At 68.9% G+C, this 21,368-nt stretch carries 20 protein-coding genes; 9 read left to right on the plus strand and 11 right to left on the minus strand.

What is annotated here, in order from left to right; genetic code table 11:
• Nucleotides 1-26 precede the first annotated feature (26 nt).
• From AB0E69_RS02085 to AB0E69_RS02110, 6 genes are all read right to left on the minus strand, one after another.
• On the minus strand, nucleotides 27-1,340 hold the full coding sequence (locus AB0E69_RS02085; RefSeq protein WP_360138070.1) for a hypothetical protein: 1,314 nt from the start codon (nucleotides 1,338-1,340) through the stop codon (nucleotides 27-29).
• Nucleotides 1,337-3,103 carry a sugar ABC transporter permease gene (locus AB0E69_RS02090; RefSeq protein WP_360138073.1) on the minus strand — a complete coding sequence of 589 codons (1,767 nt, stop codon included), beginning with the start codon at nucleotides 3,101-3,103 and terminating at the stop codon, nucleotides 1,337-1,339. The genes AB0E69_RS02085 and AB0E69_RS02090 overlap by 4 nt, the downstream gene beginning before the upstream one ends.
• Nucleotides 3,103-4,350 (minus strand): ABC transporter substrate-binding protein, encoded by a 1,248-nt coding sequence (locus AB0E69_RS02095; RefSeq protein WP_360138076.1) that lies wholly within the window; start codon nucleotides 4,348-4,350, stop codon nucleotides 3,103-3,105. The genes AB0E69_RS02090 and AB0E69_RS02095 overlap by 1 nt, the downstream gene beginning before the upstream one ends.
• Nucleotides 4,340-4,906, minus strand: coding sequence for a hypothetical protein (locus tag AB0E69_RS02100; RefSeq protein WP_360138079.1), 567 nt, complete (start codon nucleotides 4,904-4,906; stop codon nucleotides 4,340-4,342). The genes AB0E69_RS02095 and AB0E69_RS02100 overlap by 11 nt, the downstream gene beginning before the upstream one ends.
• Before the next feature lie 113 nt (nucleotides 4,907-5,019).
• Nucleotides 5,020-5,715 carry a class I SAM-dependent methyltransferase gene (locus tag AB0E69_RS02105; protein WP_360138082.1) on the minus strand — a complete coding sequence of 232 codons (696 nt, stop codon included), beginning with the start codon at nucleotides 5,713-5,715 and terminating at the stop codon, nucleotides 5,020-5,022.
• Between the two features lie 29 nt (nucleotides 5,716-5,744).
• Nucleotides 5,745-6,944: an MFS transporter gene (locus AB0E69_RS02110; RefSeq protein WP_360138085.1), complete on the minus strand. Its 1,200-nt coding sequence runs from the start codon at nucleotides 6,942-6,944 to the stop codon at nucleotides 5,745-5,747.
• Between the two features lie 140 nt (nucleotides 6,945-7,084).
• Between AB0E69_RS02110 and AB0E69_RS02115 the strand changes: the two genes are divergently transcribed.
• Nucleotides 7,085-8,509, plus strand: a complete 1,425-nt coding sequence (locus AB0E69_RS02115) for a family 20 glycosylhydrolase (RefSeq protein WP_360138088.1) — start codon at nucleotides 7,085-7,087, stop codon at nucleotides 8,507-8,509.
• A 131-nt stretch (nucleotides 8,510-8,640) separates the two neighbouring features.
• Nucleotides 8,641-10,044 (plus strand): wax ester/triacylglycerol synthase family O-acyltransferase, encoded by a 1,404-nt coding sequence (locus AB0E69_RS02120; RefSeq protein ID WP_360138091.1) that lies wholly within the window; start codon nucleotides 8,641-8,643, stop codon nucleotides 10,042-10,044.
• 859 nt (nucleotides 10,045-10,903) lie between these two features.
• Here AB0E69_RS02120 and AB0E69_RS02125 read toward each other — a convergent pair.
• Nucleotides 10,904-11,536 carry a VOC family protein gene (locus tag AB0E69_RS02125; RefSeq protein ID WP_360138094.1) on the minus strand — a complete coding sequence of 211 codons (633 nt, stop codon included), beginning with the start codon at nucleotides 11,534-11,536 and terminating at the stop codon, nucleotides 10,904-10,906.
• Nucleotides 11,537-11,603: 67 nt separating this feature from the next.
• Between AB0E69_RS02125 and AB0E69_RS02130 the strand changes: the two genes are divergently transcribed.
• Complete coding sequence (locus AB0E69_RS02130) at nucleotides 11,604-12,536, plus strand: NAD-dependent epimerase/dehydratase family protein (protein WP_360138097.1); 933 nt, start codon at nucleotides 11,604-11,606, stop codon at nucleotides 12,534-12,536.
• Here AB0E69_RS02130 and AB0E69_RS02135 read toward each other — a convergent pair.
• Nucleotides 12,529-13,269 (minus strand): hypothetical protein, encoded by a 741-nt coding sequence (locus AB0E69_RS02135; RefSeq protein ID WP_360138100.1) that lies wholly within the window; start codon nucleotides 13,267-13,269, stop codon nucleotides 12,529-12,531. The genes AB0E69_RS02130 and AB0E69_RS02135 overlap by 8 nt on opposite strands.
• An 86-nt stretch (nucleotides 13,270-13,355) precedes the next feature.
• Between AB0E69_RS02135 and AB0E69_RS02140 the strand changes: the two genes are divergently transcribed.
• The 6 genes from AB0E69_RS02140 to AB0E69_RS02165 are packed head-to-tail and all read left to right on the plus strand — an operon-like array spanning nucleotide 13,356 to nucleotide 17,800.
• Nucleotides 13,356-14,288: a Ppx/GppA phosphatase family protein gene (locus AB0E69_RS02140; protein ID WP_360138103.1), complete on the plus strand. Its 933-nt coding sequence runs from the start codon at nucleotides 13,356-13,358 to the stop codon at nucleotides 14,286-14,288.
• 4 nt (nucleotides 14,289-14,292) lie between these two features.
• Nucleotides 14,293-15,147, plus strand: a complete 855-nt coding sequence (locus tag AB0E69_RS02145) for a sugar phosphate isomerase/epimerase (RefSeq protein WP_360138106.1) — start codon at nucleotides 14,293-14,295, stop codon at nucleotides 15,145-15,147.
• A complete protein-coding gene (locus AB0E69_RS02150; protein ID WP_360138109.1) occupies nucleotides 15,144-15,734 on the plus strand; it encodes a TetR family transcriptional regulator in 591 nt (196 codons plus the stop codon). The genes AB0E69_RS02145 and AB0E69_RS02150 overlap by 4 nt, the downstream gene beginning before the upstream one ends.
• Nucleotides 15,734-16,303, plus strand: coding sequence for an HDIG domain-containing metalloprotein (locus AB0E69_RS02155; protein WP_360138112.1), 570 nt, complete (start codon nucleotides 15,734-15,736; stop codon nucleotides 16,301-16,303). The genes AB0E69_RS02150 and AB0E69_RS02155 overlap by 1 nt, the downstream gene beginning before the upstream one ends.
• 40 nt (nucleotides 16,304-16,343) lie before the next feature.
• A complete protein-coding gene (locus AB0E69_RS02160) occupies nucleotides 16,344-17,066 on the plus strand; it encodes an ABC transporter ATP-binding protein (protein ID WP_360138115.1) in 723 nt (240 codons plus the stop codon).
• Nucleotides 17,063-17,800 carry an ABC transporter permease gene (locus AB0E69_RS02165; RefSeq protein WP_360138118.1) on the plus strand — a complete coding sequence of 246 codons (738 nt, stop codon included), beginning with the start codon at nucleotides 17,063-17,065 and terminating at the stop codon, nucleotides 17,798-17,800. The genes AB0E69_RS02160 and AB0E69_RS02165 overlap by 4 nt, the downstream gene beginning before the upstream one ends.
• On the opposite strand, the gene AB0E69_RS02170 is transcribed toward AB0E69_RS02165, so the two are convergent.
• The 3 genes from AB0E69_RS02170 to AB0E69_RS02180 form a co-directional block, all read right to left on the minus strand.
• Nucleotides 17,797-18,840: a hypothetical protein gene (locus AB0E69_RS02170; protein ID WP_360138121.1), complete on the minus strand. Its 1,044-nt coding sequence runs from the start codon at nucleotides 18,838-18,840 to the stop codon at nucleotides 17,797-17,799. The two genes, AB0E69_RS02165 and AB0E69_RS02170, sit on opposite strands and share 4 nt — an antisense overlap.
• 11 nt (nucleotides 18,841-18,851) lie before the next feature.
• Nucleotides 18,852-19,352, minus strand: a complete 501-nt coding sequence (locus AB0E69_RS02175) for a SigE family RNA polymerase sigma factor (protein WP_360138124.1) — start codon at nucleotides 19,350-19,352, stop codon at nucleotides 18,852-18,854.
• An 851-nt stretch (nucleotides 19,353-20,203) separates the two neighbouring features.
• Nucleotides 20,204-21,238 (minus strand): DUF695 domain-containing protein, encoded by a 1,035-nt coding sequence (locus AB0E69_RS02180; protein ID WP_360138127.1) that lies wholly within the window; start codon nucleotides 21,236-21,238, stop codon nucleotides 20,204-20,206.
• Between the last annotated feature and the right edge of the window lie 130 nt (nucleotides 21,239-21,368).

Here is a 21,368-nt window from a genome sequence, read left to right on the forward strand (position 1 = left end):
ACCTAGGCGAACCCGCCGACAAAACCTCAGCGGCGGCCCGTGAAGTGAGCTTTCCAGTCGCCGAGCAGCCGCCGGATCCAGCTGACCGCGACGCGCGTGCGGTGATCGTCGGCTACCACCGGCGGTTCGCCGTCGTCCTGCGCAGCCGCGAGGTACTTGGTCAGCAGCTCGCTCTCCGACGTCCGCAGTCGCGCGCTCTGCTCGAGCAGGGCGCGGGCCGCCTCGCGCCGGTTGGCCACGACCTCCGCGGATCCGAGGTGTTGCAGGCAGCGAGCGCGTCCTTCGTTCTCGTCGATCTCCGAGTAGAGGTGTTCCGCGTGCCGCCACCAGCGTTTGGCCTCGTGCGGACTGCCCTGCATCCAGGCCGCCACTCCCATCAGCTCGAAGGCGTGTGCCTGCCCGCTGACGTCGCCGGCCGCCCTGGCTCGTGCGACGGCCGAGCGGAGCTGGTCGAGCGCCTCCTCCGGCTCTTGCTGGTACAGCTGCACGATCGCGCGATTGATGAAGATCGCCACCTCAGCAGCCAGGTCGGGGCCCGGTCGGTGCAACCGTGCGTCGTCCAACCGGTCGCGGGCGTTCAGCACCGCTTCGTCGCGGTCGTTGCCCGACGGCGACTGCTCTGCGCGTGCGAGATGGAGCAGGGCGCGCTCGACGTGTCGGCGCGTTGTCAGCGCGGCTGCGGTCCTGCTGTGCGTCGCCACGTTGTCGGAGACACCTAGCCGGTTGGTCGCACTCTCCAGGTCGCCCATCAACCGGTACGCCGTTGCTGCACGCGCCGCAGCGAGCTCAACCAGGTCACGACGTCCGGAGGCATCGGCAACCGCCTGCAGGAGTTCGCTCAGCTCCAGCAGCGCGAGCGGAGCGGACCGGCGCAGGTACCAGACCTCCAGGGCGTCGCAGATCCGAGCGAAGTCGTCCGCGATGCCCTCGCGCGGCTTCTCGGACTGCAGCAGCTCACGCAGTCCTGACTCGTTCAGCGAGTACCACTCGGCCGCGGCCATCCCGCCCGCGTCACTGCCGAGCGCGATCATCCACTGCTCGGCCTCTTCCGCAGCTGCCCGTAGTGCGGGGGCTGCGACGACTACTGCAGCCGTCTGCCGGCGTCGCCGGTACGCCGCGACGACAGCGGGTGCGTAGTACATCGCCCAAATGAGGAGGAACACGAAGGTGAGACACAGACCGACCACGCGAACCCAGCCGCCGCTGTTGAGGCTTTCCGAGAGGCGCTCGCCGGCCAGCCCGGACAGCAGGGCGGAGGCGAGCGCGCTGATACCGAAGAAGTCGCCTCTGCGGCGGGTGGGGCGTGGCTTGGTCTCTGGCTTCGGCTCCTCCTCGGTCACGGTCGACTCCCCGCCGTCAGCCCACGGACAACCTTTTGCCAGAACGTCAGCATGAGCACCGCGGGCACTATGGACGCGACCACGGCGGCAGCGGCCACGGTTCCGCTCGATGCGGAGAACTGCCGAGCCTCGCCCCACAGCACCAGCGACAACGGCGTCGTCCCTGGACCGCTGATCAGGAAGCCGACGATGAAGTCGTTCCACACCAGGGCAAACTCCAGCACCGCCACAGCCACCAGCGCGGGCCGGTAGGTCCGCTGCACGGTCGCCAGTACGTCGCTCTGCCGCGCCGGACCCAGCAACGCCTCGGACACCAGCGCAGGTGGTGCAGAAGCGAACGCGGACCGCAGGAGCAGTACGGCGAACGGCAGACCGGCGGCCGCATGCACCAGAGCCAACGCGATCCGCGAGCCCGCCAACCCCGCAGCTCCGACCGCGTCCCGCAGGGGCGGCGCGTACATCTGCACCGGAGTCACGGCGAGCACCACGAACACCGACATCACCACACGACCCAGCCACTGCGGCAGTCCACCCCAGGCGACCAAGTACGCCGTCGGTACGGCGATGACGAGCAGTACTGCGGTAGCGGCGCCGGCGATGAGGACCGTGGACAGCAAGGCCCGCAGCAGCCCGATGTTGGCGGCCGCGCGGAACGACGAGAACCCCAAGCCCGACAGGGACCACCAACCGTGCAGACCGGCCTCGCGTGGCGAGTGGAACGCAGTGGCGACCAGCACCACGGCTGGGAAGATCCACACCAGGCTCACCGCGAAGCCGACGATCCATCCGGTACGCCGTACTCGCTTGCTAGGCCGCGGACGGTCCAGCGACGGGTCTGGTGCGACCACAGCGACCGGCAGCGCCCAGCGGCGTCGCCGTAGGCCACGGAAGCCGATGACGCCGACCACGGCCACGATCGCGAACAAGACCACGCCCAGTGCCGCTGTACGTCCCGGGTCTTCGCCGTTGGCGTTCGCTCGCCACCAGTTGAGGCCGAGCACGTCCGCGGAGCTCTGCATGGAACCAGGTACGGCGATCAGGATCAGGTCGAAGACGCGGACTGCCGCGATGATCAGCGTCAGCGTGACCACACCGGTGATCGGGCGGAGCAGCGGGATCTCCAGCGCGAGCAGGCGTCGCCAGCCGGTGACGCCTTCGGCGGTGATCGTGCGGGTCACGTCGTCGGGGATCGCGTCCAGGCCGGCGCGGAACAGCGAGACGACGTACCCGAGCCAGGTCCAGCCGAACGCGGACACCAGCACCAGCCAGAACAGACCCGGTCCCAGCCAGACCGGACTGCTACCGAACAACTTGGTCCACACCGCCGTCACAGTGCCGCGTTCCGGCGCTGGATCGAAGATCAGGCGGAACGTCGCACCGGACACCAGCACCGACACCGCGAACGGAATCACCAGCGCGGGCTGGAGGAACGACGTCAGCGCGGGCAGCCGATAGCTCAGCAGAGCAAGGAAGAAGCCGACCACGACCAGGGCGAACGCGACCAGCACCCAGAGCAGACTGTTGCCCACGGCACGCAATGCGCCAGGATCACCCATCACCGCGAAGTTCCCGAAGCCGAGGCGGTGGCCGGTCCGGAACGCCGCCACGACGGTCACGCCGATCGGGATCAGCAGCAGGCAGCTCAGCAGCAGCGCCGGGAGCCCGAGCAGGTACGGTCCGGCCGGGCGTCGCGGCTTACCGGCGACCGGCCTGCCGCTCACCTCGCGGCCGACGATCTCCAGCGACAGGCCGTTCGTCTGCATCAGCCCTCCACTTCCCGGAGCTCGCCCAGCGCCGCATCAACAGCCTCAGGTACGACGGAACTGCCGCGACCGCCGACCTTGATCAGAAAGTCGGTCAGGACCCGCCACAGCCCGTTGATGCCACCGACCGGACCCATGCGGTCGGACAGGTCGAACTGCAGCAGACCGTCCGGTGCTGCGAGCTGTTCGGCCAGCCTGGTCAGCTCGGGGGAGTAGCCGGACACCCTGCCGTCGACGAGGAAGCCGCCCTGCTTGATCCACGGGTCTACGGCGGCCGGCGCGGACAGCCGGCGGACCAGGTCGACCGCGTGGTCGCTAGCCGGCTTCGGTAGCACCATGACGTCACCACCCACCACCACTGGCGCTGCGGCGCCGCTCGTCATGGCTGGAAAGGTGAAGACCCCGATGTCGTTCGGATCGGCGGCGAACGACCGCACGACCGGCTCGGCGAAGTCGGACGCGAGCACCATCGCGGCGCGACGGTGGCCGAAGACCTCGATGATCGCGTCGGGGAACTGCTGTACGAGCGAGCGCTGCACACCGCCGGCCAGAGCCTGTTCGGCGGACCACATGGACCCGAGGAGACGTAGGGCGGCGGCGAACTCGGGCCGCCGGGACGGACGCGGCTGGGTAGCCGTGGCCAGGCTGGCGTACACAGCGGGCGCTATGCCCAGCAGGATGTTCTCCAGGAAGTCGGTGAGGACCCAGCCGTCACCTGCGGCCAGTGAGAGCGGGCGGGTGCCTGCGTCCGCCAGTGTCTTGTTCAGCTTGAGCCAATCGGACCAGAGCCTTGGCGGCTCGACTCCGGCGGCGCGGAAGATTGAGGGCCGGTACCAGACGGCTGACTTGTGGGCGGTCTTGAACGGGACGCCGTACGTGCTGCCGTCGTACACCAGCAGGTCTTTCCAGAGGCGTGCGCGACCAGGGGCCGCCAGCTCGTCCGGGATGGGCTGTAGGTCGTTGCGTGCCCGGGGGACCAGCCCAGGCTGCGGCAGCATGACGATGTCCGGTCGCCGCGCGGACTGTGCGCCAAAGGCTGTGGAGATGTCGTCGCCGAGCGGGACGACCTCGACGGGGTAGTCCAGCGAGCCCAGGCCGTTCAGTACGTCGTGGAACGCGTGCAGCTCCTGTCCGCTCCAGCTGACTGCGACCCGCACGCTGCGCCGCAGGCCGAGCACGTCGCTCGAACACCCCGCGACCAGCAGGGTCGCTGCGGCGCCCAGGAACGCTCGGCGGCTACTGGGCATCTCGGAAGCCTGTCGTGCGTGCTGGGTCAGTGGTGACCAGCAGTACTGCGGCGCCGGACAGCTCGGGCGGTGGCTCCTCGGGCTTGTGGTGGAGACGCAGTAGCGATCCCCAGGTCGGTAGGCCGGCCGCGTCCTCCAGCACGATCAGCCGGGGGTGGGCGCCGAGTGCGCGGGCCACACCGGCCAGTCGGCGACGGCCTGGGGTGATCTCGTACGGGTACCGATCGAGTACGTCGTCCAGGCCGCAGTCGGCCGCGGTGACGACGCTCTGCTGCTCCGCGGCCTTGCGGGTGACGCGCTGGGTCGCGGTGTGGCCGTGCACGATGTTGCCGAGGACCGTCAGGTGTGGCAGCAGCCCGCCTTCCGCAGGGACCAGCCGGACCGGATTGCCGATCTTCACCTCGGCACTGGCCGGTGGGTCCTCCACACCGGTCAGCAGGTCGACCAGCCGGCGTGCGGAGGCGGCCGTAGGCAGCACCAACGCTCGCTGCTCGCCGACGTCGATCCGGACCCGCGCGGGCAGGCCGGGTAGCCGTTCGAGCAGCAGTCCGTCCATCTGCGGGTGGCGCCTCCCCAGCAGGCCCGTGAGTGGTCCGTCAACCCTATGAGGACGACCGGTCTCTCCGCACGACGGCCAGGGTGTCGTTCCAGAAGAGATTCAGCGGAGGTTCAGAAGGTCCGGCTCCACAGGTTGATCGCGTAGTCGACCTCGACGCCGCGGTGCTCGTCGATGATGCGTTGCGCGTCCTTCGGGGTGAACTCGATCCGGACCACCGCCTCGAAGTCGGCGCGGGTCTCAAACCGCCAGCCCATGTCCAACGCGGTGCGGTGCCAGCCGCGGTCGGTCCAGAACCGCTCGACCTCAGGCGCCTTGATCATCGGGTACGCCGTACTGAACCAGCGGCCGAACGTCGACCGGCTGCCGTCGTTGTCGATCACGAACGCGGTCCCGCCGCGCCGCATCACCCGGTCCAGCTCGGCCAGCCCCGGCTCGCAGCCCGGTCCGAAGAAGTAGGCCCAGCGCGCGTGCATCACGTCGATCGACGAGTCCGGCACCGGCAACCGCTGCGCCGTACCCTGCCGGATCTCGACGTTCGGGAGGTTGCGCGTCCGGCGTCGCGCGGCCTCGGCCAGCGCGCCGTGGGGTTCGACCCCGATCACCTGGGCGGCGGTCGCCGCGAACCTCGGCAGGTGGAACCCGGTCCCGCAGCCGATGTCGAGCACGGTCGCGCCGGCCCAGTCCCGGATCGCCCGCATCGCCGGCTCGATCACGCCGTTCGGATCGACCGCCCGGTTCTCGGTCTCGTACACCTTCGGGTGGTGCCAGATGTTGGGACTAGGAATCCCACCGTCCGCAATACTCACAACGGTCGAGCCTACTGCGAGCGCTGGGGTCACGCGCTCTGCAGTTGTTGCTTGGTTAGTGCGGCGGTGAGGGCGACTGGGATCAGCAACAGGCCGCAGAAGATGGCCAGCCAGTGGAAGCCGAGGGCGGCGAGGACTGGACCGGCGGCTGTGCCGGACACCGAGGCGAGAGCGCCCATGGTGAGGTCGGACAGGCCCTGGGCGGAGGTGCGGACGCCGGCTGGGACCGAGCGGGACAGCAGGGTCGAACCGGCGACCAGGCAGGCCGACCAGCCGAGGCCAAGGCCGAAGAGGGAGATCCCGGTCAGCAGGTGCGCGTCATCGGGCGCCACGGCCGCCAGCGTCATCGACATGGCCAGGATGGCGAGGCCGATGCCGATGGTGGGTATGCGGCCGAGACGGTCGGCCAGCCAGCCGGTCAGCGGCGACAGGGCATACATGCCGGCGACGTGACCGCTGATGACGAAGCCGACGATGGTCAGCGAGGCACCGTGGTGCCGGAGGTGCACTGACGTCATCGACATCACCCCGACCATCACCGCGTGCGCAGTGGCGATGGCGAGCAGGCCGAGACGGGCGTGCGGGATACCGAGGATCAGTCGGAAGGTCGCACCGAGCGGCTGGCGCTCCACGCGTTCTGGACGCACCTGGCTGCGCATGCCAACCCACACCGTGGCGGCGCTCAGGCCGAAGGCGACCACGGAGAACACGTACGGACCGGCCAGCGCCAGGAGGCCCAGCGACGTACCGATCGAGCCGCCGACACCAGTGAGGTTCGGGCCGACGATGACGCCGATGGTGGTGGCCCAGACGACCAGACCGAGGGAGCGGGCGATGCGGCTGGGCTCAGCGGCGTCGGTGGCGGCGTACCTCGACTGCAGGTTGGAGGCGGAGCCGCTGCCGAACATACAGCCGGCTAGCAGCAGGAGAGCGAGCGAACCCACCTGCGCGGCGACGATCACGCCCGCTGCACCTACGAATGCGATCAGGTAGCCCAGAGTCAGCGAGACCCGACGACCCTGTGAACGGGCCAGACCTGCTAGCGGTACGGCCAGCACCGCGGCGCCGATCGTGGAAGAGGTCGCAACCAGGCCGGCCAGGGAGGTCGAACCGGAGACGTTCTCGGCCAGCAGGGCAGCCACTGCGAAGCCGCTCGCGGTGGCGACGCCGCCCAGGGCGTTGCTCGCGACCAGGACCCGGAGAGTTGTGCGCTGCCGCTCGCTGGTCACGGGCAAACCCTCTCATGAAACCTGACATCGCAGGTAGCGTGTTGATGAGTGTCCGGTCCGTTAGTGCGCACTTCCGGACACAACCGCGCGCTTATAGGATCGTCCTGACATAAATCGACGCTGCTCCCTGGGAGTCCGGAATGTCCGACATCGCGATCGTCCCTGCCCCGCGCGAACTCACCCTCGACGAAGGCCGGTGGGTCACCGCGGACCCGCTCGGCGAGGCCGTCCGGGACGTGGTCGAGAACCTCGGCGAGACCGAGTACCGGATCGACGTGAGCGCGGACGGGGCCCGGCTCGTGGGCGGCTCCGAGGACGCGCTCCGGAACGCGGAGACGACGTACGCCCAGCTGGTCGAGGCCGCCGTACCCGTCGAGGACGGCAAGGTCGCCGTGCCGCTCGTCCGGATCGCGGACGCGCCGCGGTTCGGGTGGCGCGGGATGATGCTCGACGTCGCCCGGCACTTCATGCCCAAGGATTTCGTGCTCAAGGTCATCGACGTGCTCGCGCTGCACCGGCTGAACGTGCTGCACTTCCACCTCTCCGACGACCAGGGCTGGCGGGTCGAGATCGCGGCGTACCCGCGGTTGACCGAGGTCGGGGCATGGCGTGCCGAGACCATGGTCGGGAAGATGTCCCGCGGCCAGACGGAGTTCGAGTACGACGGGACGCGGCACGGCGGGTTCTACACGAAGGACGAGCTGCGCGAGATCGTCGCGTACGCCGCCGAGCGCGGGATCACCGTCGTACCCGAGATCGACCTGCCGGGGCACATGCAGGCCGCGATCGCGGCGTACCCGGAGCTCGGCAACAACTCGGACCGGCAGCTGACCGTCCGCCAGTACTGGGGGATCAGTGAGGACGTGCTGAACGTCAACGACGCGACGGTCGAGTTCGTGAAGACCGTGCTGCGCGAGGTGCTCGACATCTTCCCCTCGCCGTACATCCACCTCGGTGGCGACGAGTGCCCGTCGGTGCAGTGGGGCGAGTCGGAGGCGGCGCAGAAGCGGCAGGCCGAGCTCGGGCTGGACGAGCCGGGGCAGCTGCAGGGCTGGTTCACCGCGCAGGTGGCGGAGGTGCTGGCCGAGGAGGGTCGCCGGCTGGTCGGCTGGGACGAGATGGTCGAGACGGACTGCCCGAAGGATGCGGTCATCATGGCGTGGCGCAGCGCCGAGCGCGGCGTGGTCGCGGCGAAGGCCGGCCACGAGGTCGTGATGGCACCGTGCGAGTCGGTGTACTTCGACTACTACCAGGGCGACCCCGCAACCGAACCGCTTGCCATCGGCAACTTCCTTCCGCTGGAGAAGGTGTACGACTTCGACGTCGTTCCTTCGTCGTTGACGGCGGAGGAGCAGGCGCTGATCGTCGGGACCCAATGCCAGATCTGGACCGAGTACATGGAGGGTCCGGAGCAGGTCGGTTACATGCTGCTACCGCGCCTGTCCGCGTTCGCCGAGCGGGCCTGGGGATCGCCGAAGGTCTCGTACGACGAGTTCCTGGGCCGCCTCCGTCCGCACCTGCAGCGGATCGAGCGCATCGGGGTGAACTACCGGCCGCTCGACTGAGCGTCCGATAGTTGTTGCCGCAGTAGCTGAGGGGGTAACCAAATCTGCGTGAAGGGGGTTGTGGGGGTGTAGACGCGCTGGCTCGCGGCGGCAACGATGGGTGCCGGAACCAGGTCGGGAGCGGAGGGACCATGACCGTGGTGGGGCCGCTGGACGCGATGTTCCTCGGTGGGGAGACCCGGGAGCAGCCCATGCACGTGGGTGGGTTGATGCTGTTCGAGCTCCCGGAGGGTGCCGGGCGCGACAACGTGTTCCCGGAGAGCTCGCGGGACTTCGTGTCCCGGCTGTACCACGAGATGGTCGCGTCACCGTCGGTGAATCCGCTGTTCGCGCGGCGGGTGCGGCACCGGGCGCTCGATCTCGGCTACTGGTCGTGGCAGCAGGAGGACGATGTCGATCTGGAGTACCACGTCCGGATGTCGGCGCTGCCGCGACCGGGGCGGTTCCGGGAGCTGTTCGAGCTCACCAGCCGTCTGCACGGCACGCTCCTCGACCGGCACCGGCCACTGTGGGAGATGCACCTGATCGAGGGCGTGGAGGGGCGCCGGTTCGCGCTCTACAGCAAGATCCACCACTCGCTCGTCGACGGCGTCTCAGCTCTCCGGTGGATGCAGGACACGCTGACCGCCGACCCGGGTCTGTCCGGCATGCCCGCGACATTTGTCCTACCGACTGCTGAGTCTGCTGCGGCCTCGCCCGGCCTGCTTCCCACAGTTGCTCGAGTGCCCGGACAGGCGCTGCGATTCCTCGCCGATGCGGCCGGCCTGACGCCGGTCGGAATGCGAAACCTGGTGCGAACGCTGGCGCTGGAACATTCGTCCGCGGCGTTCCAGGCGCCGCGCACGATCTTCAACCAACCCATCACCGGCGCCCGCCGCTTCGCCGCCCAGTCCTGGCCGATCGAACGCCTGGAAAAGGTCCGCGCAATCACCGGCGCGACGCTGAACGACGTAATGCTGGCCATGTGCTCCGGCGCCCTACGCGACTATCTCCTGGAGCTGAACGCCCTACCGGAGAAGGCCCTGACGGCAATGGTCCCCGTGTCGTTGCGCGGCCGGCCGGATGCCCCCGGCGGCGGCAACTCCCTGACAACCCTCATCGCCGACCTGGCCACCGACATCGCCGACCCAGAGGCACGCCTCCACCGCATCATGACATCAACGGCTTACGGCAAGGCCGTCCTGTCCTCCCTGAGCCCGCTACAGAACTTGATGATCGGCGCTCTTGGGTTCGGCGCCGCTGGCCCGGCTGCGGTCCTGCCAGGAGTCGCCGGGCGTACGACGCCGCCGTACAACTTGGTCATCTCCAACGTGCCGGGTCCGACCGAGAGCCCGCTGTATTGGAATCGCTCGCGGCTGCTTGGGATGTATCCGGCGAGCATTGTGCTGAACGGGCAGGCTTTGAACATCAGCGTCACGAGCTACGACCATGCGCTGCACTTCGGTCTCACGGGGTGCCGGCGTACGGTGCCGCATTTGCAGCGGTTGTTGGGGCATCTGGAGACGTCGCTGGCTGCGTTGGAGAATATCCACTAGTCGCTCAGAGGATATATGCGGAACAAAAGTGCCACGTGGCGACACTTTTCTTCCGGAGATCGAATGCAAACCCCGCTCCGATTCCTCACGGACGCCGGCCAGGACACCTGCTGGGCTCACCACTTGCACCCGATACCAGCAGTACGGCGAGTAGTACGGCCGCCCGCAGTTGTCACCGCGAGCGCAGCGAGCAACCCCGCGGCGCCAGCCGTGAACCAACGAGCGCCAGCTCGCACACGCGAGCGCAGCGAGCGAACCCGGCGCCGGCCGGAAACCGCGAGCGCCAGCTCGCCCCACCGCGAGCGCAGCGAGCGAACTCCGGCGGTCGCCGGGTGCACCGGGGCGCCAGCCCCGAACAACGGGGTGGGTGGGCGGCGCGTAGTGCGGCGACGGAGGAGCCGTGCGTAGCACCGCACTGGGACTACACCAGCGCCACTCACCAACAGGACCTCGACGAGGGGCGCCGGCCCGGGGTACTCACCCGCGAGCGCAGCGAGCAGCTCCGCGGCGGCAAGTCGCGAATCCGCGAGCGGCAGCTCGCAACCAGCGAGCGCCAGCTCGCAGCCCCGAGCGCAGCGAGCAATTCCGCGCGCGTAGCGAGCGAACCCCCAGCGGTAGCCGGATGCACCGGGGCGCCAGCCCCGAACAACAGGGCGGGTGGGGCGGCGCGTAGCTCGGCGACGAAGGAGCCGTGCGTAGCACCGCGCTGGGTTAACCACCTGCACCCCTCACCAGCAGTACGACGAGTAGTACGCCAGCCCGGTGTACTCACCCGCGAGCGGCTGCGAGCAACCCGCCAGCGCCAGCTGGCAGAAAGCCGGCGCCTAAGCCGGGGGAGGTGGGAGCGCGCGTGGGTCGGCTACAGCCGGACGATCCCGTTGGGCGTGGTGAATTGGGCGGCCACCAGTCCGGGTTGGCCGTTCGGCCCCACCCAGGCGACGTCCAAATCATCCAGGAGGTGGTCAGCAGGGTGGCCGATCCACTCGGTGACGCGGCGGGGGTCGCCGGCGATTTCCAGCGCGGTGAGTTTGATGCCCTTGCCGCCGATGGACGGGTGCTGCGTGAGGTCGTCCCAGTGGACGAAGAACGGAAGCTGCGGGTCGGCCATCAACCCCTTCACCCCGATCTGCCGCCAGGTCAGGTTCACCCCGTCCGGCCGGTGCCGGTTCCCCGGTACGGCGGACCGCCCGAGCCGCTTCTCCATCCGCTCCATGTCGCGGACGGCCACGACCCACCCGAGCCATCCGCCGCCGAGCTCCTTACGAGCCCGTACAGCCTGGCCGAACGGAGCCTTGTCCGACGCCGGGTGGTCGAGTACGTCGACCACCTCGATGTACCGGTCGTTCTCCAGCGGCAGGATGTGGTTCACCGTGCCGAACCGCGGGTGCACCCCGCCGTCGACGAACTCCGCTCCGAGCAGCTCGGACAGCCGTTCGATCGTGGCCTGACAGCCATCAGGTCCGCACGCGTACGACAGATGATCCAGACGCATGCCTGTCATTCTTACGCCCCCCACCGACACTCGCCGTACCGAGGGTGTGTCGGACTAGGCTCAACTCATGCGCACAGTCGTCATCGGCGGTACCGGGCACATCGGCACCTACCTCGTTCCGCAGCTCGTCCAGAGAGGGCACGACGTCACCGTGCTGAGTCGTGGCGAGCGTACGGCGTACCAGCCGGACGCGGCGTGGGACCAGGTCAGCCTCATCCAGATCGACCGCGCCGAGGAAGATGCCGCGGGCACCTTCGGCCAGCGGGTTGCCGACCTACGCCCGGACATCGTCATCGACCTGATCTGCTTCACCGAGGACAGCGCGAGGCAGCTCGTAGAAGCCGTCGAAGGCAAGATCCAGCACCTCCTACACTGCGGCACGATCTGGGTGCACGGCCCGAGTGTCACGGTCCCGACCAAGGAAGACGCGCCGCGCCGTCCGTTCGGCGACTACGGCGTCCAGAAGGCAGCGATCGAGACCTACCTGCTCAGCAAGGCACGCCGCGACGGCCTCCCGGTGACGATCATCCACCCCGGCCACATCTGCGGCCCCGGCTGGATCCCGGTGAACCCACAGGGCAACTTCAACCGCGAGGTCTACGAGAAGCTTGCCCAAGGCCAAGAACTGCTGCTCCCCAACTTCGGCCTCGAGACCCTCAACCCGGTGCACGCCGACGACGTAGCCGGCATCTTCGTCCAAGCCATCGCCAGCCGCGCGACAGCGATCGGCGAGAGCTTCCACGCCGTCGCCGGCGACGCGATCACGCTCCGCGGGTACGCCGAGCAGATCTCGAAGTGGTTCGGCCACGAAGCCAACCTGACCTACCAGCCGTGGGACGAGTGGGCCGCCAAAAGTCCCGAGAGCGACGCTGCTGCGACCCACGACCACATCCAGCACAGCCCCAACTGCTCGATGGAGAAGGCGGAAAGACTGCTCGGTTTCCGTCCGCGCTACTCCGCGTTCGAGTCGGTCCTGGCCGGGATCAAGGCGCTCACTTAGACGCCGGGTGCGGCAGCAACGGCCGCGCCGCCTCCAACCGCTGACGGCAGAGATCCGCGAGTACGTCGTACGCCTTCGACCCCATCAGCGTCTGCAGCTCGACCTTGCTCGACTCGAACACCGGCTCGACCGCGATGTGCGCCTCGGTGTTCCCGGTGCAGTACCAGTCGAGGTCATGGCCGCCCGGCCCCCACCCGCGCCGGTCGTACTCCCCGATCCCGACCTCGGTGTACGACGTACCGTCCGGCCGCTCGACCTCGCGGAACGTGCGCCGGATCGGCAGCTGCCAGCACACGTCCGGCTTCGTCTCGACGAAGTGGATCCCGCGCTTCAGCGCCAGCCCGTGCAAGGCGCACCCGGCGCCGCCCGGGAATCCGGGCCGGTTGAGGAAGATGCACGCGCCCTCCCAGACCCGCGTCTTCCGGTCGCCGTCGTCGTCGGTCTCGACCCAGCCGTTCTTGCGGCCCTCCTTGCGGAACTGCCACTCGTCGCTGCCGAGCTCCTTGGCGTACCTCTTCACCCGCTTCTCGTCGTCCGCGTCGGAGAAGTGCGCCCCCAGCGTGCAGCAGCCGTCATTCGGACGGCCCTTGTAGATCCCCTGGCAACCACCGCCGAAGATGCAGGTCCAGTTGGATGTCAGCCAGGTCAGGTCGCAGCGGAACACCTGGTCCGGATCGTCGGGGTCGGTGAACTCGACCCACGCACGCGGAAAGTCAAGAGAAACCTCGGGCACCGGAAAAGCCTACGCGCCCTCGACGGAGAAGCGTGAAAACGTCCGCCGACCCGCCGGTACTCCCCGGGTCGAGTAGCGTGAGGGGTATGCGGCTCGGCGTACTCGACGTGGGATCAAACACCGTCCACCTGCTCGTGGTGGACGCGCACCGCGGTGCCGCACCGCTCCCGGCGTACTCGCACAAGACCGAACTCCGGCTGGCCGAGCACCTCGACAAGGACGGCAAGATCGCCCAGTCCGGGGCGGACGGGCTGGTCTCGTTCATCAAGGAAGCGGTCGAGCTGGCCGAGGACAAGGGCTGTGAGTCGGTGCTCGCGTTCGCGACCTCCGCGCTGCGCGAGGCGCCGAACGGCGAGCGGGTGCTGGAGCGCGTCCAGACCGAAACGGGTGTCGACCTGCAGGTGCTCAGCGGCGACGACGAGGCCCGGCTGACGTTCCTCGCCGTACGGCGTTGGTTCGGCTGGTCCTCTGGTCGTCTGGCCGTCTTCGACATCGGCGGTGGGTCCCTGGAGATCGCTGCGGGGTCCGACGAGCAACCGACCGTCGCGGTATCGGTACCGCTCGGTGCCGGCCGGCTGACTCGCGAGATGCTCACCACCGACCCGCCGGACCGCGACGAAGTACGCGCTCTGCGCCGACGGATCCGCATGGAGCTGGCCGCCGTCGCCGGTCCGGTACTGCGTGCTGGCAAGCCGCAGCGCTCCGTGGCGACGAGCAAGACCTTCCGCTCGCTGGCCCGGATCGCGGGCGCAGCCCCCTCCGACGACGGCCCGTACGTACCGCGCGCCCTGAACCGGGACGACCTGGCCGAGTGGGTGCCGAAGCTCACGAAGATGACCGCCGCCGAGCGCACCGACCTCCCCGGGGTGTCGGCCGGTCGCGCAGCGCAGCTGGTCTCCGGCGCGCTCGTCGCGGACGCGGTGATGGACCTCTTCGACCTCCCCGCGCTCGAGGTCTGCCCATGGGCCCTACGCGAAGGCATGATCCTGTCCCAGCTCGACCAGCTCCAACCCCGGTGAATCGATGAACTCCCGTACGACCGCGAAGATCGGCCTGTCCACAGCCTCCGTCTACCCCGAGTCCACCGCCAGCGCGTTCGAGCTGGCGGCCCGGCTCGGGTACGACGGCGTCGAGGTGATGGTCGGCATCGACCCGCTGAGCACGCAGATGGATGCGATCCAGCGGCTGATCGACTACCACCAGCTCCCGGTCCTCGCGATCCACGCGCCGACCCTGCTGATCATGCAGCGGGTGTGGGGGACCGACCCGTGGAGCAAGCTCGAGCGCAGCGCCGAGGCCGCTAAGGAACTCGGCGCCGACGTGGTCGTCGTCCACCCGCCGTTCCGCTGGCAGCGGGACTACGCGCGCGGGTTCGTCGAGGGGATCGCCGAGCTGGAGGCGCGGACCGGGGTGGTGCTCGCAGTCGAGAACATGTACCCGTGGCGCGCGCCCGGCCGGGACCTCCAGGCATACGCGCCGAGCTGGGACCCCACCGAGCAGCAGTACGCACACACCACGCTCGACCTGTCGCACGCGTCGACCGCCGAGCAGGACTGCGTCGCGCTCGCGGCCGCCATGGGCGGGACCCTCAAGCACGTGCACCTCACCGACGGCACCGGCTCGGCCAAGGACGAGCACCTCGTGCCCGGCCGGGGTACGCAGCGCGCAGCCGACCTGCTGAACAACCTGGCCGCCCAGGACTTCCGCGGTCACATCATCATCGAGATCAACACCAGGCGCGCCACCAGCCGATCAGAGCGCGAGGTCGATCTGATCGAGTCGCTCGAGTTCACCCGAAAGCACTTTGTTCGTACGGTCTCCCGCCGGACCTCGTTCGCGGTGACGCCGGAGGGGGAGATCTCGGAGCTGACTCCGTGACGGCGCCCCGCCGTACGCCGGGACGCCGCCCGGGCGGACCGGACACGCGGGGCGAGATCCTCACCGCGGCCCGGGAATCCTTTGCGGAGAAGGGTTTCTCGGCCACCTCGATCCGCGCCGTCGCGCGGCACGCCGGCGTGGACGCGGCGCTGGTGCACCACTACTTCGACAGCAAGGACGACCTGTTCGTCGAGGCGATGGCGCTGCCGATCGACCCGCGGCAGGTCGCGTTCCGGATCCTGGACGGGCCGCGCGACCAGCTCGGCCGGCGGATCGCGTCGGTGTTCCTCGGCGTGTGGGAGTCGGCCGACGGGCAGCAGCGGATGAAGGCGATCTTCCGCAGCGTGGTCAGCAGCGACGAGGTGGCGCGACTGATGCGCGAGGGGATCAGCGAGATGATCATCCAACCAGTCGCGCGAGCGCTCGACGTACCCGATGCGACGCTGCGGGTGGGCATGGTCGCGACGCAGCTGATCGGCGTCGCGATGGCGCGTTACCTGGTCGGGCTGGAGCCGGTGGCGTCCGTTGACCTGCAGACGTTGATCGATCGGCTCGCTCCGGTCCTCCAACTGCACCTGACCGGCTGATGGAGCTTCCGACCGACGCCGAGATCGAGGCGTTGCACCGGGACGCCGCGCCGACGCGGGAGGCGTTCGCGGTGGTGTTTGATCACTGCCGGATCGTTTGTTCGCTCGTTGAGCAGTTGTTCATAGGTCTGGACGTTGACACCGATCTGGTCCGCGCCGGTGCATTGCTGCACGACATCGGCGTCTACCGATTGGACGGCGACGCCTACATCCGGCACGGCGTACTCGGGCACGAATTACTGGCCGAGCTCGGCTTTCCGGAGGAGATCTGCCGGTTCGCGTCCTGCCATACCGGGGTCGGGATCACCCGTGAGGACGTCGTCCGGCAGGACCTGCCGATCCCCGTCGACGACTACCTGCCACGGTCGCCGGAGGAGGAGCTGGTGCTCTACGCGGACAAGTTCCACAGCAAGCGCACGCCGCCGGTGTTCGTCACCGCGGACACGTTCACGACCGAGGTGCGGCGATTCGGCCCGGACAAGGTGGCGGCGTTCAGTGCGCTGCGGACGAGGTACGGCGAACCGCGGCTGGACGGGCTGAGCGCCGCGAAGGGGTACGACGTCATCTAAGTGGTTGCCAAACCGGTCCTGCGCGTTCTAAATTCATCATATGATGAAAAACGCGGTGAGCTGCCGGGACGTCGTGGTGGTGCGTGGCGACCGGGAAGTCCTGCACGGGGTCGGGTTCGACCTCCGGGCCGGGACGGTGACCGGGTTGCTCGGGCCGTCCGGCTGCGGCAAGACCACGCTGATCCGCGCGATCGTCGGGCTGCAGGCGCGGGTGACCGGCGACGTGTCGGTGCTCGGCCTGCCGGCGGGTGCGCCGAAGCTGCGGGGCCGGATCGGGTACGTGACGCAGGAGCCGAGCGTGTACGGCGACCTGACCGTGACCGAGAACCTGCGCTTCTTCGCCGGGGTGCTCGGCGTGCCCGCGACCGATATTGATCGAGTGATCGAGGCGGTCGACCTGACGTCGCACGCTCAGGCTCGGGTGGATCAGCTGTCTGGAGGGCAACGGTCGCGCGCGTCGCTCGCCGCGGCGCTGCTCGGGAGCCCCGAGCTGCTGGTGCTGGACGAGCCGACGGTCGGGCTGGATCCGGTACTGCGCCGCGATCTGTGGAACTTATTCCACGAGTTGGCCGACGCCGGGGCGACGTTGCTCGTCTCCAGTCACGTGATGGACGAAGCGTCGCGGTGCGACCGGCTACTGCTGATGCGGGACGGCGAGCTGCTCGCCGACGACACTCCGCAGGCTCTGCTCGAGTCCGCGGGTACCGACGACATCGAACAAGCGTTCCTGACCTTGATCGATCGAAAGGCTGGTGTGCGATGACACCGCGGGTGACGTTTGCGATCGCGGCCCGGGTGCTCGCCCAGCTGCGGCGTGACCACCGGACGGTCGCGATGCTGATCGGGCTGCCGACGTTGCTGGTCACGCTGATGTGGTGGATGTTCTACGACTCGCCGACCACATTCGACCGGATCGGCGGACCGCTGCTCGCCGTCTTTCCTTCGATCATCATGTTCGTTGTCACGTCCGTTGCGACGTTGCGTGAACGTTCGACCGGGACGCTGGCCCGGCTGTTCACGATGCCGATGGGCAAGCTGGACTTCCTGCTCGGCTATGCGCTGGCGTTCGCACTGATCGCCGTGGTGCAGGCAGCGGTCGTCGTCTCGATCGCCCTGTACCTGCTGGGTCTCGACATCCAGGGCGATGCGTGGCAGCTCGGAGTGGTCGCGGTCCTGGACGGAGTTCTCGGTACGGCGCTGGGCCTGTTCGCCAGCGCCTTCGCGAGCACCGAGTTCCAGGCGGTGCAGATGATGCCGGCGGTGATGATCCCGCAGATCCTGCTCTGCGGCCTGCTGATCCCGCGCGACCACCTGCCCGGAGTCCTGCACGGCGTCAGCGACGTACTCCCGTTGTCGTACGCCGTCGACGCCGTCATCTCCGTTGCACAAGGCAACGGCTTCCTCTCCGGCGCCGGCACCGACGCCCTGATCGTCCTCGCCTTCATCCTCGCCGCCCTCGGCCTCGGCGCCGCCACCCTCAAACGGCGTACCCCTTAGGAGAAGTCGCGCACCACCTTGCCGTGCGCGTCGTAGGCGACCACCTTGGGCTGGGTCTTGACGTCATACTTCGCGTAGACCGCCCAGGTGAAGGCGAACCAGCCGTCGTGAACCGGCAGCTTGGTCACCTTGCTGGAGCCGATCGACAGCCGGACCTCGGTGGCGCCGGCCGCCGCCCGTCCCCAGCCGACGTAGTTGTAGCCCGTGCAGACGTGGCTGTTGCAGCGCCCGAGACTTCCGCCGCCACCGACAAACATCTCGGCATAGCTGCCCTTGGGAATCGGGAAGAAGACCGGGTCGTTTGGGCCCAGCTTGTCCAGCGAGTAAAACTGCGTACCGCTCGTGAACTCGCCTGTCATGCCCTTCTGGGTACTCAACCCGCAGTCGACCAGCTTGCGGCCCGACGGAGAGATCGCCAGCAGGATCGAACGATGCAGAATGTTCGAACGATCGCTCGCGACCACGTGCCAGTCGGTCAGGTCGATCCAAGACAGCACCGAGCAGTTCCGCAGTTGCCCCTTGACGCTGGTCGGCATCGGTTCCGCGGCGGCGGCCGCGACCAGGGCAGGCTTCGGCTTGTCTCCACCCGGCACGTTGCACTCGCCGTACCTCTGGCCGATCTTGACGTCGTACTGGGCGCCGTCGCCGACGCGGTAGTTGCCCTGCTTGCGGAGCGGGCGCTTCTCCTTCGGATTCCGCAGGGCGCAGCGGCGCTCGGCCTCGTTCTGCGAGATCCGCTGGTCCGCTGAATCCTCACCGTGTGCCACGCCGGGAACCGGTTCGAAGTCGGGGTTCTGGGGGCGGGTGGTGGTCGTGGTCGCGACCTCGGGGGTCTTGTCCGCGGAGGCCAGGTTGGGGACCACGCTGACGGCGACCGCCACGGCAGCCACCGCGACGGCCGCACCGCTCGCGGTGAAGATCATCCGGCGCCGGCGGCCGCGGTGGCCGCGGTGCAGTAGTTCGTTGGTGTCCAGGGGGTCGAAGTGCTCGTTGTCGGCCAGGCGGCGGAGCTCGGCGCTGACCTGCTGCTCGTCTTCCATCTCGTTCTCCTTCACAGCGTGCTCGTCCGCCGGTTGATGGCTTGGCGGAGAGTGTCGAGGCCGCGGGACGCCTGGCTCTTCACGGTGCCGGTCGAGCACCCGAGGATCTCCGCGGTCTGCTCGACGCTGAGATCCTCGTAGTACCTGAGCACCACGCACGCCCGCTGCCGCGGCCCGAGCGACCGGAGCGCGAGCAGTACTTCGTCGCGCTCGGCATACCCCGCCGCGAAATCGTGCAGATCGGTCCGATCCGGTACGTCGGAGATCGCCACCTCCCGCCGCCACGGCCGCCGGCCACCGTCATGCGCCGCATTGACCACGATCCGGCGGGCGTAGGCGAACGGGTTCCCGACGCGTTGCACCTTCGGCCAGGACAGGTACAGCTTGTAAAGCGCGTCCTGTACGACGTCGTCGGCCTTGTGCCGGTCCCCGCACACCAAGAACGCGGTCCGCCGCAGCGAAGCCTCAGCCGCCTGCACGAACGCAACAAAAGCCTCGTCCCGCTCAGCCATCCGCCCCTCACTCTCCATCTCCCCCTCAAGACGGAACCCCACCCACCCCAGGTTGCACGCCACCGAGGTCCATCCCACGCGGTGCTACGCGCGGCTCCTTCGTCGCCGTGCTACGCCCCGCTCCCACCCACCCTCCGGCTTAGCGCCGGCTGTCTGCCAGCTGCCGCTGGCGGGTTGCGGGCTGCCGCCCGCCTGCGACCACCCCTGGCCGGCGCACTACTCGTCGTACTGCTGGTACGTGGTGCTGGTGGTAATCCCAGCGCGGTGCTACGCACGGCTCCTTCGTCGCCGAGCTATGCGCCGCCCCACCCACCCTGATGTTCGGGGCGGGCGCCCCGGTGTTCCCGGCTGCCGCCGGGGGGTTCGCTCGCTGCGCTCGCGGCGACTACCCGGGCTGGCGTGCTACCTCGTCGTACTGCTGGTGAGTGGTGCCGGTGATAGTCCCAGTGCGGTGCTGCTGCGGTACTCGCCGCTCCCGGGTACCTCCGAAGGTCGAAGACGCCGACAGAGCCACGGCCGCCGCTCCCCGATGCAATTGCCCTAGGCATCCACCGCCGACTCAGCCTCAAGACAACCTGCACGCGTCCTAGGAAGCGCGAAACCCGGCGACCAGTCGTCCGGCTGGCTCCCGGGTTCACTTCCTGCGGCCCTCGCTGCAGTCAAGGCCAGACTGGTCGCCAGCCACGGCTGATCAGTCGCCGCCTCGAGAACGCAGTCCGGCGTGACCACGGTGTAGTCACATGAGCGGCGGCAGCCGCGCGCTTGAGCGGCGGTAGCCGCGCGCACAGGGTGGGTGGGAGCGGGGCGTAGCACGGCGACGGAGGAGCCGCGCGTAGCGCTGCGTGGGGCTGTCAGCCGGCGAGGTGGGAGACGTTTTGCCAGGCGGGGTCTTGGTGGGTGGTGATGGTTACTTTGCCGTGGGGCCAGCCGGTGGTGGCGGCTTGGAGTTGGGCTTCGGCGGGGGTGGTGCTGTCGGTGTAGTAGTGGAGGATGCGGGTGCCGGCGCTGGTTTCGTGGGCGAGGAGGTTGCCGGAGCCGCCGAGGCGGTCGGTGAGGTGGTCTTCGAAGGCGCGGAGCTCGTCGAGCATCTCGGACTCGGGGAGGCCGTCGTCGCGGACGACGGGGTACCCGATCGAGACCGCGACGTGCGTGTCCAGGTGTGGTCGCCGGATCGATCGCAACGGGTACTCCGCGGTCGCGATCACCCGCTGACCGTCGCGCGTACCCTCGAGCATTTTCCACGCCGGACTGCCGTCGTCCAGCGTGTGCTCAGCGGCAAATCCAGCCACCGCCGGGAGCAAGGACGTGATCGGTACGGCGTCGACCGGCGCGGACGCCAGCGTCTCGATCGCGCCGATCCACGTCTCCACCATCTCCTCGCCGAGCACCAGGTCGAGGATCAGGAACGTCACCCGCTGCTGTACGTCTTCCGGCAGCGACGCAAAAGCAGGGTGGTGTACGCCGACGTGGATCGATGCCGAGTCCGGCTCGATCGTCACCAGCGCTTCCTCGATCGCGACCGGCGGCAACCCCTCGAACGTGATCGTCATCGCGGGCCCCGGCCGCCGCAGGTCGGCGTACTCCCAGACCTGGTCCGACGTCGGCGCGGCCCGCAACCAGCGCCGCGCGACCGCGCGCAGCTCCGGATTGCCGGCCGCCGTCACGATCAGCACGTGCGACGCGTGCAGTCCCGGCCCGAGCTCCCACTCAAGGTCCGCGTGGATCCGTCCGATCCACTCGGTCAGCGCCGCGTTGGCACCCGTCGGCTCCCGGCGCGCGATCGCCTCGGCCACCTCGTCAGCGCCCGCCGCGGACCACCACGACCAGAACGCGCCGATCGGGTCGGCCTCCACGACGTTCCGCTTGCGACGCTTGAAGATGGGCATGATCGAATCCTCCCCCACGGAGGGTGCGTGCACCGAAAGTCACCGAAACCACCCACAGAACCACCGAACCACCGAGCCCGGTGGTGTGGTCCCGGCCACACGATTAGGGAGCGCCAGGTTCAGGCGCGTA

The sequence above is a fragment of the Kribbella sp. NPDC026611 genome (genome assembly GCF_040638345.1).
Classification (GTDB): domain Bacteria; phylum Actinomycetota; class Actinomycetes; order Propionibacteriales; family Kribbellaceae; genus Kribbella.